Annotated in this window: 9 protein-coding genes; 6 read left to right on the forward strand and 3 right to left on the reverse strand. The window is 73.4% G+C overall.

What is annotated here, in order from left to right; genetic code table 11:
• Positions 1-2: 2 nt before the first annotated feature.
• Positions 3-764: a protocatechuate 3,4-dioxygenase subunit beta gene (pcaH, locus tag ABD817_RS21020; protein WP_344919742.1), complete on the forward strand. Its 762-nt coding sequence runs from the start codon at positions 3-5 to the stop codon at positions 762-764.
• On the forward strand, positions 761-1,285 hold the full coding sequence (gene pcaG, locus ABD817_RS21025; RefSeq protein WP_344919743.1) for a protocatechuate 3,4-dioxygenase subunit alpha: 525 nt from the start codon (positions 761-763) through the stop codon (positions 1,283-1,285). Before pcaH ends, pcaG begins: the two co-directional genes overlap by 4 nt.
• Before the next feature lie 55 nt (positions 1,286-1,340).
• Here pcaG and ABD817_RS21030 read toward each other — a convergent pair whose 3' ends face one another.
• A complete protein-coding gene (locus ABD817_RS21030; protein WP_344919744.1) occupies positions 1,341-1,985 on the reverse strand; it encodes a TetR/AcrR family transcriptional regulator in 645 nt (214 codons plus the stop codon).
• A gap of 150 nt (positions 1,986-2,135) precedes the next feature.
• Between ABD817_RS21030 and ABD817_RS21035 the strand changes: the two genes are divergently transcribed.
• Together ABD817_RS21035 and ABD817_RS21040 are read left to right on the forward strand one after the other, a co-directional pair.
• A complete protein-coding gene (locus ABD817_RS21035; RefSeq protein WP_344919745.1) occupies positions 2,136-3,347 on the forward strand; it encodes a cytochrome P450 in 1,212 nt (403 codons plus the stop codon).
• Between the two features lie 40 nt (positions 3,348-3,387).
• Complete coding sequence (locus tag ABD817_RS21040; protein WP_344919747.1) at positions 3,388-3,588, forward strand: ferredoxin; 201 nt, start codon at positions 3,388-3,390, stop codon at positions 3,586-3,588.
• 170 nt (positions 3,589-3,758) lie between these two features.
• Here ABD817_RS21040 and ABD817_RS21045 read toward each other — a convergent pair whose 3' ends face one another.
• Entirely contained in the window at positions 3,759-4,937 is a 1,179-nt protein-coding gene (locus tag ABD817_RS21045) for an argininosuccinate synthase (RefSeq protein ID WP_344919748.1), read from the reverse strand.
• Positions 4,934-6,481 carry an argininosuccinate lyase gene (argH, locus tag ABD817_RS21050; RefSeq protein WP_344919749.1) on the reverse strand — a complete coding sequence of 516 codons (1,548 nt, stop codon included), beginning with the start codon at positions 6,479-6,481 and terminating at the stop codon, positions 4,934-4,936. Before argH ends, ABD817_RS21045 begins: the two co-directional genes overlap by 4 nt.
• Positions 6,482-7,361: 880 nt before the next feature.
• Here argH and ABD817_RS21055 point away from each other — a divergent pair.
• Positions 7,362-12,404: an amino acid adenylation domain-containing protein gene (locus ABD817_RS21055; protein ID WP_344919829.1), complete on the forward strand. Its 5,043-nt coding sequence runs from the start codon at positions 7,362-7,364 to the stop codon at positions 12,402-12,404.
• Positions 12,401-17,125 carry a non-ribosomal peptide synthetase gene (locus ABD817_RS21060; RefSeq protein WP_344919750.1) on the forward strand — a complete coding sequence of 1,575 codons (4,725 nt, stop codon included), beginning with the start codon at positions 12,401-12,403 and terminating at the stop codon, positions 17,123-17,125. Before ABD817_RS21055 ends, ABD817_RS21060 begins: the two co-directional genes overlap by 4 nt.
• Positions 17,126-17,141: the final 16 nt, after the last annotated feature.

The raw sequence follows: 17,141 nt of genomic DNA on the forward strand, positions 1-17,141 counted from the left end.
TCATGTCAACACCCCCCACACAGGCCGACATCGACCGCGAGATCGCCGAGCTCCGCGAGCTCCGGATCACCGGCGACGGCCCGGAGCGGCACCACCCGTCCCGCGACTACGGCCCCTACCGCAGCACCGCGCTCCGCCACCCCGGGCAGCCGCTGGTCGCGCTCAAGGACCCGGACGCGGCCGAGCTCACCGGGCCTGTCTTCGGCGTCACCGACGTCACCGCGCTCGACGCCGACCTGACCAGGCAGCATCTCGCCGAGCCGCTGGGCGAGCGCATCACCGTGCGGGGCCGCGTCCTCGACAGGGACGGGCGCCCGGTGCGCGGCCAGCTCGTGGAGGTGTGGCAGGCCAACGCCTCCGGCCGCTACCCGCACCAGCGCGACGGCCACCCGGCCCCGCTCGACCCCAACTTCACCGGGGTCGGCCGCTGTCTCACCGACGGCGACGGCCGCTACGCCTTCACCACGATCAAGCCCGGCGCCTACCCGTGGCGCAACCACGTCAACGCCTGGCGTCCCGCGCACATCCACTTCTCGGTCTTCGGCACCGCCTTCGCCCAGCGCCTGGTCACCCAGATGTACTTCCCGAACGACCCGCTGTTCCCCTACGACCCCATCCTCAACTCCGTCACCGACGAACGGGCCCGGCGGCGCCTGGTCGCCGCCTACGAGCACGACCTGTCCGTCCCCGAGTGGTCCCTCGGCTACCGGTGGGACATCGTGCTGGACGGCCCCGCCGCCACCTGGGCGGAGGAGGGCCGGTGAACCCCACCCCCTCGCAGACCGTCGGCCCCTTCTACGGCTACGCGCTCCCGTTCCCCGGCGGCGGCGACATCGCGACCGGCGGCATCACCGTGCACGGCCACGTCTACGACGGCGCGGGTGATCCGGTGCCGGACGCGCTGCTGGAGTTCTGGCAGGCCGCCCCGTCCGGCGACCTCACCGGCGCGCCCGGCACGCTGCGCCGCGACCAGGCGAGCGGCGCGCTCCTCGGCAGGAACGGTGTCGACTTCACCGGTTTCGGCCGGGTCCCCACCGACGCCGACGGCCGCTGGACGCTGCGCACCCTCGTGCCCGGCAACGGCTACATCAGCGTGTGCGTGTTCGCCCGCGGCCTGCTGCACCACCTCTACACCCGTATCTACCTCGCCCACGAGGCGTTCCTCGACGCGCTGCCCTCCGAGCGCGCGCACACGCTGCTGGCCACGCCGGAGCGCGAGGGCCTCTACCGCTTCGACGTCCACCTCCAGGGCGAGAAGGAGACGATCTTCTTCGACCTCGGCTGACGTCGAGGGGGTGGACGAACGCCACCCGTGGGCACGGGAGGGCGGGAGTCCGGCGTCACGGGCCGGTCTCAGGGGGCGTGCCCGCGTCGAGGTGGTAGAGCGCGCCGAAGAGCGGCCAGGTCAGGGCGGCCATCTCGGCCGGGGAGCGCGAGCATCCGCGCTGAAGCCAGTCGGAGGCCACGCCGATGAGCGCCCCGGCGGTGAAGGCGGCCGGGACGTCGTACGGAGTGTCCGCCGACGAGCCGGCGGGGTCGGGGAGACCACCGGCGGCCTGGTGGAGGCGGTCGTGGACGGTCGCGGCGATGCGGCGGCGGATGTGGTCGACGACGCGTGCGCTGCCCTGCGGACCCAGCAGGGCGCGGTAGAGCCCGGCGTGCTCGGCGAGGCTGGCGAAGAACGCCTCCAGCGACTGGGTCGCCTCGGGCACCGGATCCGGGACCTCCGGACCGGGGGTGGGCAGGGAGCCGATCAATCCGTCGATCATCGCGGTGCAGGCGGCCTCGGCCAGCTCGTGGACGTCGCGGTAGTGGTCGTAGAAGGTCGAGCGGCTCAATCCGGCGCGTTCGGCGACGTCGGCGACGGTGATCCGGGAGAGGTCGCGCTCCTCGACGAGCTGGATCAGCGCGCGTGCCAGGGCCGTGTGGGTACGGCGCACGCGTCGGTCGCCGGACGGGGTGTTGCTGTTCTTGGTCGTGGCCACGTCTTTTACCCTACCGTCGGACTACATGTGTAGGTTTCCCGACATGTGTAGGGTAGCTTGGTGGCGCAGGGGCTTCCCGGGCAGGCCGGGGCGTGCGCGGGTGAGCGGCGGCACGACCTGACCACACCATCCATTCGCAAGGAGACGCGCGTGAGTGTCAACGAGCAGGTTCTGCGCTACCCGATCCCCAACGACACGGCGCTGGAGCCGCCCGCGGAATGGGCCGAGCTGCGCGGCGAGTGCCCGGTGGCGCACGTGAGGCTGCCCAGCGGCGACCAGGCGACGCTGCTGACCCGCTACGAGGACGTCAGGAAGGTGCTCGCCGACCCGCGCTTCACCCGTCAGCTCAACGCCCCCGACGCGGCGCGGCTGTCGGCGGAGGGCGGCGGGGTGTTCAGCAGCGAGATGGCGCAGGTCATCCCCGACGGAGGCGACGGGCACCAGCACTGGCGGCGCCTGGTCGGCAAGTGGTTCACCGCCAAGCGGATGGCCGCCCTGCGACCGGCGATGACCCGGATCGCCGAGCGGCTCGTCGACGACATGGTCGAACGCGGCAGGCCCGGCGACCTCAGGGCCGACCTGGGCTTCCCGCTCCCGATCTACGTCATCTGCGACATGCTCGGCGTGCCGGACGCGGACCGGGACCGCTTCTCGTACTGGTCCGACACCCTGCTCAACCTCACCCGCTACAGCCAGGCCGAGGTCGAGGCCGCCCAGGGCGAGTTCTTCCAGTACATGTCCGGCCACCTCGCCGCCAAGCGCGCCGAGCCGGGCGAGGACCTGCTGAGCGAGCTGATCGCGGCAGGCGGCCCCGAGGACGGCGGGCTGTCCGACCTGCAGATCCTGGTCACCGGCATGGGCCTGCTGGTCGCCGGGCACGAGACCACCGCCAACATGATCGGCAAGATGGTCTCCATGCTGCTGGCCGACCGCGGCCGGTGGGAGCGGCTGCTCGCCGACCCGTCGCTGATCCGCACGGCGGTGGAGGAGACGCTGCGGCTCGACGCCAACGCCGGTTTCGGCCTGCCGCGCTACCTGCGCGAGGAGACCGAGGTCAGCGGTACGACCCTGCCCCGCGGCACCACCGTGGTGTGCAGCATGGCCGCGGCCAACCGGGACGAGAGAGCCTTCGAGGCCGCCGCCGAGATGGACCTGAGCCGCAGCCCGAACCCGCACCTCGCCTTCGGCGTGGGCGCCCACTCCTGCCTGGGCCAGGCGCTGGCCCGCACCGAGCTGCAGGTCGTGCTCGAGGTGCTGCTGCGCAGGCTCCCGACCCTGGAGCTGGCCGTCCCGGTGCGGGAGCTGGAGCGCGTGGAGGGGCTGGCCGTCGGCGGCCTGCGCACGGTCCCGGTCCGCTGGTGATCCGGCGCCGCCCCATCCGGCCGACAGAGAGGAAACCGGTATGAAGGTCACCGTGGACGAGGACAAATGCTGCGGTGCCGGTCAGTGCGTGCTGATCGCGCCGGAGGTGTTCGACCAGCGTGACGAGGACGGCATCGTCGTCCTGCTCGACCCCGAGCCGGGTGCGGACCTGCACACCCCGGTCCGCGAGGCCGCCGCCGTCTGCCCCACCGCCGCCATCGGGCTGAGCGAGCGGGCGTGAGCGCCGGACGACGGTTCGCGGCGGGAGGAGGCCGCGGCGTGGACGAGCCGGGCGAGACCGGCCGCACCAGCCGTACCACCGGAGAGGTCGCCCTGGCCGTCGCCCGCTGAGGCCGAGCCCGGCGGCCGTCGCCGCCGGGCGGACGCCCGGGATCGGGGCTCGTCGCGCGGTCAGCGCGGGGAGCCCCTGAGCGGCAGCGACCACACGTAGGCGAAACCCGCGCCCGCCCGGTGGTCGAAGGTGTCTCCCGCCTCGTAGGTGGCGAGCGAGTCGCTGTAGCGGGAGTTCGGCGAACGGCGGCCGACGATGACGCAGGTCCCCTTGTAGAGCTCGACGGTCACCTCGCCCGTCACCCTCGGCTGCAACGTGGAGACGAAACCGTCCAGGGCGCGGCGCAGGTCGGAGAACCAGTAGCCGTAGTAGGCGAGTTCGGCGTAGCGCCGCGCGAGGCCCTGCTTGTGGTGCAGCGTCTCCCGGTCGAGGACGATCGCCTCCAGTTCCTCGTGCGCGGCCATCAGCACGGTCGCCGCCGGTGCCTCGTAGATGCCGCGGGTCTTGAAACCCACGATCCGGCTCTCGACGATGTCGATCCGCCCCACGCCGTGGCGGGCGGCGATCGCCGTCAGGCGGGAGACCAGGTCGGCCGGTTCCAGCTTGTCGCCGTCGAGGGAGACGGGCACCCCCGCCTCGAAGCCCACCGTGACCCGTTCGGCCCGGTCGGGGGCGGTCTTGGGGTCGGCGGTCAGCTGCCAGGCGTGGCCGGGCGGCGGCCGGTCGATGTCGTCGAGCTCACCGCACTCGATGCTGGTGCCCCAGATGTTGGTGTCGATGCTGTACGGGTTCTCCTTGCTGACCGACACCTCGATGCCGTGTTCCCGCGCGTAGGCGAGCTCCGTCTCGCGGGTGGTCAGCTCCCAGTCGATGACCGGCGCCAGCACCCGCAGCCCCGGATCGAGAGCGGTCACGCTGGTGAAGAACCGCACCTGGTCGTTGCCCTTGCCGGTGGCCCCGTGCGCCACGGCGTCGGCGCCCTCGGCGCGGGCGATCTCGACCATGCGCTGGGCGATCAACGGCCGGGAGAGCGGCGCGGCCAGCAGGTACTTGTTCTCGTAACGCGCGTGCGCCCGCAGGGCGGGCAGCGCGAAATCCCGCAGGTACCTGTCGGTGAGCGGCTCCACGTAGACCTTCGAGGCGCCGGTGCGCAGCGCCCGTTCCCGCACGGTCTCCAGCGACTCCAGCTGGCCGATGTCCGCGCAGAACGCGATGATCTCGGCGTTGTGGCGCCGCTTGAGCCAGTGCAGGGCCACGGACGTGTCGAGGCCGCCGGAGTAGGCCAGAACGATCTTCATAACGGGTCTCCGTTGAGCGTGGGCAGGTCGGGGGCGATACGGCCGAGGGCCTCGCCGACGTCGGTTCCACCGGCGACGTCGCGGGCCGCGCGGAAGGCGGCCTCGTACGCGCTCCGGAGCCTTCGCCGTGTCCCGTCGAGCCAGGCGGTGTGGGCGGTCACGGCCGCGTGCAACTCGGCGCGCACGGCCGTGACGCTGCGCGGCGAGGTGCCGCCGGGGCTGGTGTAGCCGGCCACCGCGGTCCGGGGCGCGAGCAGGTGGGCGAGCACGGGCTCGGGCACGGGATGGCCGAGCCCGGTGAGGATCTCCGCGCCGGCGGCCGTGTCCCGCAGCGTCGCGCCCCGCTTGAGGAGGGCCGAGACGAGCGCGCCGCCGACGTGGTGCGCCTCGCGGAACGCGAGCCCCCGCTCGGCGACCAGGTGGTTGGCCAGCTCGGTGGCCGTGGAGAAGTTGTCCCAGCACAGCTCCTCGCCCCGGGCGCCGTCGAAGCGCAGCCCCCGGGTCTGCCCGGCCACGATGCGCAGGGTCGAGAGGTAGGTGTCGATGGCGTGCCACAGGTACGGCTTGTCCTCCTGGAGATCGCAGCTGTAGCCGAGGGTCACCCCCTTGGACATGGTGAGGAGCTGGACGAGGGTGCCCACCGTCCGCCCGGTGCGTCCCCTGGCCAGCTCGGCGACGACCGGGTTCTTCTTCTGGGGCATGATCGAGCTGCCGGTGGCGTAGGCGTCGGAGACCTCGACCAGGCTGTACTCGTGCCCGCTCCACATGACGATCTCCTCGGCCATGCGGGACAGGTTGTTGCCGCCGATCGCGAAGGCCGAGGCGCTCTCGATGATATGGTCGCGGGCGCTGGTGGCGTCCAGCGCGTGGCCGAGCACGCCGGAGAACCCGAGCAGCCGGGCGGTGAGCTCGCGGTCGAGCGCGAAGGACGTGCCGGCCAGCGCGCAGGAGCCCAGGGGGGACTCGTCCGTCCGGCCGAACACGTCGCGCAACCGGCGTACGTCGCGCAGGAGCATGCTCGCGTGCGCGGTCTTCCAGAAGGCGACGGAGATCGGCTGGGCGGCCTGGCTGTGGGTGTAGCCGGGCAGGATCGCGAGCAGGTCCTCCTCGGGGAAGCCGAGCAGCTCACCGACGAGCTCCAGGTTCGCCGCGACCGCGTCGAGCTGGACCCGCCGCAGGTACATGCGGGTGTCGGTGGAGACCTGGTCGTTGCGTGAGCGCGCGGTCTGCAGGTGGCCGCCGATCTCACGACCCAGGTCCTCGATGACCATCTGCTCGATGTTGAAGTGGACGTCCTCCAGCTCGGGGCGCAGCCGAAGCTCCCCGTGCTCGCTCAGGTCCCACAGCCGGAGCAGCGCGCCGAGGAGGGCCCGGGTGACCTCGCCGGTGACGATTCCCCGGGCGCCCAGCATCAGCACATGCGCGATGTCCTGCCACAGGTCCGCGAAGACGAGCCGCTCGTCGACGTCCACGGTGAGGGTGTAGTCGAGAACGTCCCCGGTGATGTCCTCGTCAAAGCGACCACCCCATAACTTGTCAGTCAATGCCCGTTCCTTTGATCGTAAAAATCCGATTAACGAATGGCGGCCTGACCAGCGTCTTCACTCTCGGGGTCGGGCTGTCACCGTGTTACGCATCCCGGAGAATGGCACGATGGATATAAGAATCACGGCGTCGGCGAACAATCATCGATAAACCGGCCTGACGACGCCTGAATGATGCACCAGGCTATCTATCCGCGTCAATGGACGGTTCCAATTTTCCGTGTGGCCGCCCGGCGGGGACGCCGCTCGCACGGCGGCCCGGAGGCGGCGCCGGGCGACCGGGCCGCGCGGCGGCGCGATCTTTCCGACGCGCGCCCCGGCCGCCGCCGGGAATCGCGGCCCCCCGTGAGGCTCCCGCCCCGAGCGGGCGGCCCGCTCTCCTCCGGCCTCTCGCGTCAAGGCGCTCACCTGCGAAAACACCGCCACGTTCCGGTCCTCGCCCGCTGCGGGCGACGGGCCGGACGGAATCAATACAACAATTTCGAACGGACGACAAGGCCCATATTTCCGCTGCACAGCGAAAATAACAAAAAAGTCTTGCGGGGTTGTTAGGTGACAACCACTGTGCTCTGCTATGGCTCTGGAAATGAGAGTGCAGCGGGTAAACGACAGCTAGCCCGGACGTTATCCGCGTCGCGATCGGACCATAAGTCAGCAGATAAGGGTCCGAGTAGATCCGGGTTTTCACGCCCTGGTTCGGTGTGTGTGGGGCCGCCGAAATCGATCAGGGGACATCCAAAGGTTCGGGCCGCGGTTCGCCGATGCCCGGTGAGGCGGCTCGACGCCGCGTGCGGCCCGTTTTCGGTGGTCCCGCGTGCCGTTCTCACATTCCCGGCGTCATTCGAGCGCGGTTGACGACCAGGGAGGCTGTGTGGACCCCATGCCCGACGACGCCGATGTTTTCTCCTACCCGCTGTGCGCCGCCCTCGCCGAGTCGCTGAGGACGGGCGGCGACCGGATCGCCGTACGGGCGGGCACATCGGAACTGACCTACCGGCAACTGGAGGAACGGGCGCTGAGCGTCGCCTTGCGCGTCGGCGACCCGACCGGCCCCACCGGGGCGCAGACGGTGGTCGCGATCATGCTGCCCAGGGGCGAGGAGCTGATCGCCGCGCTGACCGGCGTCCTGCTGTCCGGTGCCGCCTTCCTGCCGGTCGACCCGCAACTGCCGCTCGACCGCAGGCTGCGCATGCTCGCCGCCGCCGACCTGTGCCTCACCGACGCGGCGGGCGCCGCCGTCGCCAAGCGGGCCGGTGTCCGGCCGCTCCCCGAATCCGGCGCCGGGCCGTTCGCCGGGTGCTTCCCGCACGGCGAGCGGCTCGCCTACGTGCTGTTCACCTCGGGCACCACCGGCACGCAGAAAGCCGTCGAGGTCCCGCACCGCGCGCTCGGCGCGCACGCGTGGGCCATCCGGGCGGCGTACGCGCTGAGCGGCGGGGACCGGGTCCTGCAGTTCGCCACCGCCGGCTTCGACGTGGCACTTGAGGAGATCTTCCCGACCCTGCTGGCCGGGGCCACGCTCGTGCTCGCGCCGACCTCGGCGATCACCACGGAGCAGCTCACCGGCCTCCTCACCCGCGAACGGGTCACCGTCGCCAACCTCCCCACCCCCTACTGGGAGCAGTGGGTCCGCGACCTCGACCGGGGCGGCGGCGCGCCCCCCTCGATACCCCCCTCGCTGCGCCTGCTGGTCATCGGCAGCGACATGGGCCGCGCCGCGACGCTCGCCACCTGGCGCCGGTTCTGCCGGGTGGAGACGATCAACGCGTACGGTCTCACCGAGACGACGGTGACCTCGACGACGCACCCGCTCACCGACGCCGACGCCGCTGACGGCGGAGCGACCCTGCCCGTCGGCACGGCCATCCCGGGCACCGAGGTCCTCGTGCTCGACGAGAACCTGGAGCGGGTCCCGCCCGGCCGTCCCGGCGAGGTCCACATCGGCGGGCCCGGCGTGGCGCTCGGCTACCGCGGCGACCCCCGCCTCACCGCCGACAGGTTCGTCCCCGACCCCTGGTCGGGCCGCGCCGGAGCGCGCCTGTACCGCACCGGCGACCGCGGCGTCCTCGACGACGGCGGCGTGCTGCGGATCCTCGGCCGGGCCGACGACCTGGTGAAGATCCGGGGCCAGCGGGTGCACCCCGGGGAGGTCGTCCGGCACCTGTGCTCCCACCCCGAGGTCGCCGCGGCCCACGCGCGCGCCGAGACCGGCGACGACGGCGACACCCGGCTGATCGCCTACGTCGTGCCGGTCGACGCCCACCGGGTGCCCACCGCGGGCAGGCTCCGCGAGCATCTGGCACGGTCGCTGCCCGCCGGTCACATCCCCAGCCGCTACGTCGTCGTCGACGCGCTCCCGCTGCTGCCCAGCGGCAAGATCGACGCTGACGCGCTGCCCAAGTCCCAGCTGTGGCGGCGCGCCGACGACGTGCCCTTCCGCGCGCCGGTCACCGGCACCGAGACCGCGCTGGCCCGGATGTGGAGCCGGACGCTGCGCGTCGAGCGGATCGGCGCCGACGACTCGTTCTTCGACCTCGGCGGGCACTCCCTCGCCGCCGTGCAGATCACCAACCGGATCCGCGCCCGCTGGCCGGTCGAGGTCACCGTCGCCGACCTGATGGCACACCCGACGATCGCCGCGCTGGCCGCGCTCGTCGACCGGGGCGGCCCCGGCGCGGAGAACGCACTGCCCCCGATGGAACGCGGCGGCGACGACGACCGCGTACCGCTCACCGCGCAGCAGCAGCAGGTCTGGTTCCTCGACCGGCTCGCCCCCGGCAACATCGCCTACCACGCGCAGACGACGATGCGGGTGGCGGGCGACCTCGACCTCGACGCGCTGCGCCGCGCGGTCGGCGTCATCACCGCCCGCCAGTCGATCTTCCGGACCACCTTCCACGACGACGACGGGGTGCCGTTCCAGCGCGTGCACGCCGAGGGCCCGACGCCGGTCCACCTCGTCGACCTGTCCGATGTGCCGGAGTCCGAGCACCGGGCCAGGGTGGAGGAACTCGTCGTCCGCGACATGACCACGCCGTTCGACCTCGCCGAGCTGCCGCTGGTGCGATGGACGGTGGTACGGCTCGGCCCGGCCACCCACGAGATCATCCTGGTGGAGCACCACTTCGTCCACGACGGCTGGTCCTTCGGCCTGCTGATGCGGGAGTTGCGCGCCGCCTACACCGCCGAGGTCACCGGGGAGCCCGCCGGGCTGCCCGAGATCGAGTTCCGGTACGCCGACTACGCGCGCTGGCAGGAGCGGGCACTGGCCGGCGAGGGCATGCGACGCCAGCGCGAACACTGGGCCGCGACACTGGCGGGCAGCCCACCGGCGGTGTCGCTGCCCACCACCAGGCCCCGTTCGAGACCGCAGGGCTTCGAAGGCGGCATGGTGCGGCTGGAGGTGTCGGCGCGCACCGTCGCCGCGCTCCGCGAGCTCGCCAGGACCCACCACACCACGCTGTTCAGCGCGATGCTCGCGGGCTTCTACGCCACGCTGTGGCGCTACACCCGCCAGGACGACCTCGCGGTCGGCTCGGCGTTCGGCAACCGCCAGCTCGCCGAGACCGAGGACGTCATCGGCATGTTCGTCAACGCGGTCGTGCTGCGCTGCGACGCGGGCGGCGACCCCACCTTCGCGGAACTGCTGCGCCGCAGTACCGCGACCGTGCGCGCGGCCACGGCCAACCAGGAGCTCCCCTTCGTGGAACTGGTGCGCGCGCTCAACCCCGACCGCGACCCGGCGGCCAACCCCTACTTCCAGATCATGTTCAGCGCCAACGACGCCAGGATGCCCGACCTGGAACTGCCCGGCTGCTCGGCGACGGTCTACGAGCGCGACAACGGCTCGGCGAAGGTCGACCTCAACGTGGTCGTCATCCCGAGAGCCGAGGCGGAGCCCGGCGCGGACGGCCGCCTCGACGGCCGGGTCACCCTGCTGTGGGAGTACAACAGCGACCTGTTCGACAGGGAGTTCATCGCCGAGGTGGCGGACTCCTACCTGCACCTGCTCGCCACGATGACCGAGAACCCCGGCGCGCGCCTCGGCGAGGTGGACCTCGTCGGCCCGGGGAGCCGGGCCGGGCTGCTCGCCCTGGGTGCCGGCCGGCCCGCCGCCCCGGCGGCGTCCTTCGCCGACCTGTTCGCCGCCACGGCCGCGCGCGTCCCGGACGCGCCCGCGATCAGCACGACGGCCGGGACGCTCAGCTACGCGGAGGTCGCCGGGCGGGCCCGGTCGGTCGCCCGGATGCTCGACGAGTCCGGCGCGGGCGGCGGCGGCGCGCCGGTCGGCATCCTGCTGCGCCGCACGCCGCGGGCGCTGACCTCACTGCTGGGCACGCTGCTCTCCGGCCGGGGCTACCTGCCGCTCGACCCCGCCCACCCGGCCGACCGCATCGCGTACATGCTCGCGGACTCCGGGGCGCGCCGGGTCCTCGTCGAGCCCGGCACGGCGGGCCTGCTGCCCCCGGGGGACTGGGAACCGCTCGACGTCGGCGCGCTCGAAGCCGGGCCCGAACCCGCGGACGGTCTCCCGTTCCGGACCCCGCACCCCGCCTCGACCGCGTGGGTCATGTACACCTCGGGCAGCACGGGCCTCCCCAAGGGCTGCCGGGTGACGCACGCCAACCTCGACCACTTCGTACGCTGGACGCTCGCCAAGACCCCGGACGGGCTGCTGGAGCGCACACTCGCCGCCACCGCGCTCACGTTCGACATCTCGGTGCACGAGATCCTGCCGACGCTGGCGGCCGGTGGGACGGTCGTGCTCGTCGACGACCTGTTCGCGCTGCCGTCGCTGCCGGAGCACCTGGTCCCCACCCAGGCCAACGTCGTCGGCAGCATGCTCGCCGAGCTGCTGCGCGAGGGCGGGATCCCGGCGGGCGTGCGCTCGGTGAACTTCGGCGGCGAGGCCGGGACCGCGCCGCTCGTCCGGCTGGTGGAGGAGGCGGGCGTGCCGATGGTGCGCAACCTGTACGGCCCGACCGAGACGACGGTGTTCGTCACCGGCGGCCCGGTGACCGCCGACCCCGACCGGCCCTGGCCGCTCGGCACGCCAGGACCCGGCGTCGAGGCCCACGTCGTGGACCCCGGCGGGCACCTGCTGCCGCGCGGCGTCGAGGGCGAGCTCGCCATCGGCGGCGACGGCGTCTGCGACGGCTACCTCGGCCGGGCCCGCCTCACCGCCGAGCGGTTCGTCCCCGACCCGTACGGCCGGCGGCCGGGCGGACGGCTCTACCTCACCGGCGACCGCGCGCGGTGGGCGCTGGACGGCAGGCTCGAATACCTCGGCAGGCGCGACCAGCAGGTCAAGATCCGTGGCCTGCGCGTCGAGCTCGGCGAGATCGAGCAGGTGCTCGGCACCCACCCGGACGTCGCGGCCGCCTATGTCGTGGTGCGCGGCGAGGCTTCCGCGCAGGCCCTGGTCGCCTACGTACGGCCCGCGACGGACGAGCCGCCGTCGGCGAAGGACCTCGCCGCGCACGCCGCGGCCAAGCTGCCCTCGGGTCTGGTGCCGCGCGCCTACGTCGTGCTCGACGAGATCCCGCTGACCACCTCGGGCAAGATCGATCGCGCCCGGCTGCCGGAACCGCCGTACGACACGGAGCCGTCGCACGACACGGAACCGCGGCACGACACCGGAGCGGTTCCCGGTGACGAGAGCGGAGACCGGGCGCCGTGGGCGGAACTGGAACGCACCATGAGCGGCATCTGGGCGGAGATCCTCGACGTACCCCGGGTCGACCGGCACGACAACCTGTTCCTCCTGGGCGGGCACTCGCTCGCGGTGCTGCGGATCCGCCATCGGCTCAAGGCGTCGACCGGGATGGATCTCCCGGTCGCCGACTTCTTCGCCCACCCGACGGTCGCCGAGCTCGTCGGCCACCTCGCCGTGACCCCGCCCGCGGAAGAGGTCCCGGCGTGACCGGCGCGCCGGTCCGCGCGCCACTGACCCCGGCGCAGCTCGGGCTCTGGTTCGGCGAGCAGTGGGAGCGCGCGGCCTTGGCGGACGGCGGGGCCGCGCTATACCACATCAACGCCTCCCTGCGGGTGCGCGGCCCCCTCGACGCCGACGCGCTGCACCGGGCGCTGGCGGCCCTGCTGGAGAGGCATCCGGTCCTGCGTGGCCGTGTCGTCGCGGGTGAGCGGCCCTTTCTGGAGGACACCGGCCCGGTCGTGCTCGCGATGCCGGTGGTGGACTTCTCGCACTCGCCGCACACCGCGCCGGAGATGGCGCGGGCCAGGCTCGCCCACGAGGTGGACAGGCCGTTCGACCTGTCCCGGGGCCCGCTGCTGCGCACCGCCCTGCTGCGGCTGTCCGCCGACGACCACGTGCTGGTCCTGGTGGCGCACCACCTGGTGTGCGACGGACTGTCCCTGCGGGTGCTGTATCGCGACCTCGGCCTGCTCTACCGTGCGCTCTCCGGCGGGACGGAGGCCGGGCTCCCCGCCGCCGCGTCCTGGTTCGGCCGGGACACGACCGTGCCACCCGGCAGGGAGGAGGCCCTGCGCCACTGGGAGGAGATGCTGCGCGACGCCCCCGAGGTCATCGACCTGCCGGCCGACCGGCCACGGCCGGAGGGCGGCGGCAGCGCGGGTGGCGCGCTGCGCCGGACGATCCCGCCGGGGCTGTGGCGGCGGCTCGTCGCCGCCTGCGCGCGGTGGCGCGTCACGCCGTACATGGTGGTGCTCGCCGCGTACGCGGTCCTGCTGGCCCGGCTCACCGGGCAGCGCGACCTGGTGATCGGCTCGCCGTCGTCGGGACGGGCGTCGATGGACGACGTGGACACCGTCGGCATGTTCGTCACCACCGTCCCGCTGCGGCTGCGCGTCGGCGCCGGCGACACCGTCCGGGACCTGCTCGACCAGGTGCGGGCCAGGGTGCTGGAGACGATGCGCCACGGCGGTGTCGGCTTCGAGGAGCTGGTGGACCGGCTGCGGGTCCCGCGCTCGACGGCGTACGCGCCGCTCGTGCAGGTGGTGTGCGGCCTCGACCAGCTCGACGCGATCACTCCCGGGTTCGGCGCCGGTCTCGCCGCCGAGCGGATGCCGACGCCGTGCGCGAACGCCAAGTTCGAGCTGGGCCTCGGGGTGGAGGTCACGGCGGGGGGAGTCGTCGCCGACTGGGAGTACCGGACGGACCTGTTCGACGAGAGTACGGTGGCCGCGCTGGCCGGAGCCTACCTGGCCCTGCTGGAGTCCTTCGTGGCCGGTGGGGACGGGAACGGGGACGGTGGGCTGGTGCGCGACCTGGACGCGGGCGGGAGCGGGAGCCTGCTGTCCGGGCCGGTCGGGGCCGAGGGGCCGATCCTGCCGACCCGGGTGCCGGTGCCGGTGCAGATCTCCGAACGGGCGGCCCTGTGCCCCGGCGCCGTCGCGGCCAGGACCTGCCAGGGCGTCGAGGTGACCTACCGCGAGCTCGACCGCCGGGCCAGGAGCCTGGCCGCGCGGATCCGCGCGGCGGGCGCGGGGCCGGACGACACCGTACTGCTCGCCCTGCCGCGCGGGGTGGGCTGGGCGGTCGCGGTACTCGGCACCTGGTACGCGGGCGCCGCCGTCGTCCCACTCGACCTGTCCCTGCCCGACCGGCGGCTGCGCGCGATGGCGGAGGCGGCCGGCGTACGCCTCGGGCTGGCCGAGTCCGCGGAGGCGGCCAAGGAGGTCGCGCGGCGGCTCGCCCTCGACGCGGACCTCACCTGGCTGGACCTGGACGGGATCACCGCGGACACCGACGAGGCGGACACAGAAGACACGAGTGCCGGAGAGGCGGGGACCGGGGAGGCGGGGACCGGAGGCGCGGAGGCCGGAGGAGTGGAGACCAGAGGCGCGGGGGCCGGAGCGCCCGCCACCCTGCTCAACGCGCTGGCGTACGTGCTGTTCACCTCGGGATCGACCGGGCTTCCCAAGCCGGTGGCGGTCGGCCACGACGCGCTCGCGTTCTACGCGAGTATCTTCGCCGAGCGGCTCGCGATCACCGCCGACGACGTGTTCCTGCAGTTCGCCGCGCTCACCTTCGACGTCTGCTTCGAGGAGACGGTGCCGGTGTGGTGCGTCGGGGGCGGGGTGCTGCTGCTGGAGGACAACAGGATCGCCCCGGTGGACCTGGAGCGGGTGCTCGCCGACGGCGGCGGCACGCTGGCCGACTTCACCAGCTCCTACTGGGCCGAGTGGGCGCGCGACCTGGAACGCCGCCCGCGCCCGCTGCCCCCGGCGCTGCGCACGGTGGTGATCGGCGCGGAGGCGGGCTATGTGGCCGACCTCAAGCGCTGGGCCGAGCGGACCGACGTGCCGGTGGTGAACGCCTACGGCCTCACCGAGACCCTGATCACCTCGATCACCCACACCGGCTCGGTGAGCGACGGCGGACTCGGTCCCGTGGTACCCATCGGCCTGCCGATGCGCGGCATGCGCGCCTACGTGCTCGACGCGGAGATGTGGCCGGTCGCGCCGGGCCTGGCAGGGGAGCTGTACGTCGCGGGCCCCTGCCTGGCCCGGGGCTACCCCGGCCTGCCCGCCGCGACGGCGCGGCGGTTCGTGCCCGACCCGTTCGGCGGTGAGCCGGGCGCGCGGATGTACCGCACCGGCGACCGGGCCAGGGTCGACGCCGACGGCGTGCTGCGCTTCGTCGGCCGGGTCGACGGCCAGGTCAAAGTACGCGGCCACCGGGTCGAGCTGAGAGAGGTCGAGGTGGCGGTCGCCGCCCACCCCGACGTCGAGGAGGTGGTCGCCCGCGCGGTGCGCACCGAGGGCTCGCACGAGGTGGTCGCCTACGTGGTCGCCCGGCCCGGCGGCACGCTCGACACCGGCGACCTGCGGCGTTTCCTCGTCGAGCGGATACCGGGCTACCAGGTGCCCGCCCACCTGGTCGAGCTGACCGGGCTGCCGCGTACGGCGGGCGGCAAGCTCGTGCCGAGCGCGCTACCGGAGCCCATCCGGGGGCGGGAACCGGCCGAGGGCGGGCCCGCGCCGACGGACGTGCCGACGGACGACGGCCAGGCGGCGCTCCTGCGCATCTGGTGGAAGGTCCTCGGCCGCGAGGACATCTCGGCCGACGACAACTTCTTCGCCGTCGGCGGCACCTCGATCTCCAGCATCCGGGTGGTCTCCCTGGCCAGGGCGGCGGGGATGCCGTTCACCGCGCGGGACGTGTTCGCCCACCAGACGGTCCGCGAGCTGGCCGGGGCACTCGGCGCGACCTGGACGCCGCGGGAGGGCGAGCCGCCGACGGCCGAGGCCGGGCCGGTTCCCAGGGGCTTCCGGCTGCCCGAGACCGCCCACCTCGGCATCGACGGCGCGAGCCGTCCCGCGCTGCTGGCCGGACTGCTCGACGCCGAGCGGATCGAACCGGCCGGGCCGATGCAGCGCTGGGGGCTCAACCGGCTGCGGCACCGGCCCCGGCCCGGGATGTACCGGGTGTACGAGGCGTTCGACGTCAGCGGCACGGACATCGACGTGGACCTGCTGGTCCTGGCGTGGAACGCGCTGGTCGAGCACCATCCGGCCCTGCGCACCTCGCTGCGCACGCACGACGGCAGGGACCTTCAGGTGGTGCACCGCAACGCCGCGCTCCGCGTGCGCCGCGAGGACCTCGGCGGCCTCGGCACGGACGAGGCGGTCCTGGCGGTCAACCGCCACCTGGGGGTCCTCAGGAGCACCCCGGCCGATCCGCTGCGCCGCTGCCAGGTCGAGCTGACCGTGTTCGACCGGGGTCCCGGAGCCGCCTGCCTGGTGTGGGACTACTCCTACCTGAACCTCGACGGCTGGTCGTTCCCGGCGCTGCTGCGGGACCTGTTCGACCTGCACGACGGGTTCCGCGCCGGTGAGCCGGTCACCCTGGCCACCCGGCCGGAACCCGGCGTGATCGCCCGCTGGTGGCAGGAGCGTGACGACGCCGCCGCCCGGTCGTACTGGACCGGCAGGCTCGCCGGGGCGCCGCGCGGGCTGGTCGCCGCCGGGCTCGGTCCGGGCTCCGCGGGCGGTGAGTCCCACGCCGACCAGCGCGTCTGGCTGCCCGCCGAGCGCACGGCCCCGCTGAACCGGCGGGCGGCCGAGGCGGGGCTGACGCTGCACACCCTGGTGCAGGGCGCGTACGCGATCGCGCTCGGCCACGCGCTCGGCACCGGCGATCTCGTCTTCGGCACCGTCGTCTCGGGCCGCGCCGACGCGGTCGGCGGCGCGGAGGACATCGTGGGCTGCCTCAACAACCGGCTGCCCAGCCGGGTCGTCGTGGACCGCGCGGCCCGCTGCCGGGACTGGCTGCGCGGCCTGCAGGACAACCACGCCGAGGCGGCCGGGTTCGAGTACGTCTCGCCCCTGGACGTCCAGCGCTGGTGCGGGATCGACGACGCCGACCGGCTCTACGACTCGGAGATCGTCGTCGAGAACTTCCCGTTCGACGGGCGGCTGCAGTCGCGGCTCGCGGGCTGGAACCCGATCGCCAACGGCGCCCCCGGCGACGAGACGCTGCGGCTGGTCGTCTGGCCGGACCCCGCCCTGCTGCTGAAGGTGAGCTACTACCGCGAGCAGGTGTCGGACGAGCGCGCCGTGGAGCTGCTGCACCACGTCAGGCGGGTGCTCGACGCCCTGGCCGACGGACTGGACCGGCCGGTCGCCGACCTGCTGTCCCTGACACGCCCACCCCATTGAAGAGGAACCACCGCGA

Source organism: Streptosporangium oxazolinicum, assembly GCF_039537505.1.
GTDB lineage: Bacteria > Actinomycetota > Actinomycetes > Streptosporangiales > Streptosporangiaceae > Streptosporangium > Streptosporangium oxazolinicum.

What these genes read in the sequence shown, in the direction of transcription:
- pcaH (WP_344919742.1), top strand. Translation starts at nt 3, where the DNA reads ATGTCAACACCCCCCACACAGGCCGACATCGACCGCGAGATCGCCGAG.
- ABD817_RS21040 (WP_344919747.1), top strand. Translation starts at nt 3,388, where the DNA reads ATGAAGGTCACCGTGGACGAGGACAAATGCTGCGGTGCCGGTCAGTGC.
- ABD817_RS21045 (WP_344919748.1), bottom strand. Translation starts at nt 4,937, where the DNA reads ATGAAGATCGTTCTGGCCTACTCCGGCGGCCTCGACACGTCCGTGGCC.
- ABD817_RS21055 (WP_344919829.1), top strand. Translation starts at nt 7,362, where the DNA reads ATGCCCGACGACGCCGATGTTTTCTCCTACCCGCTGTGCGCCGCCCTC.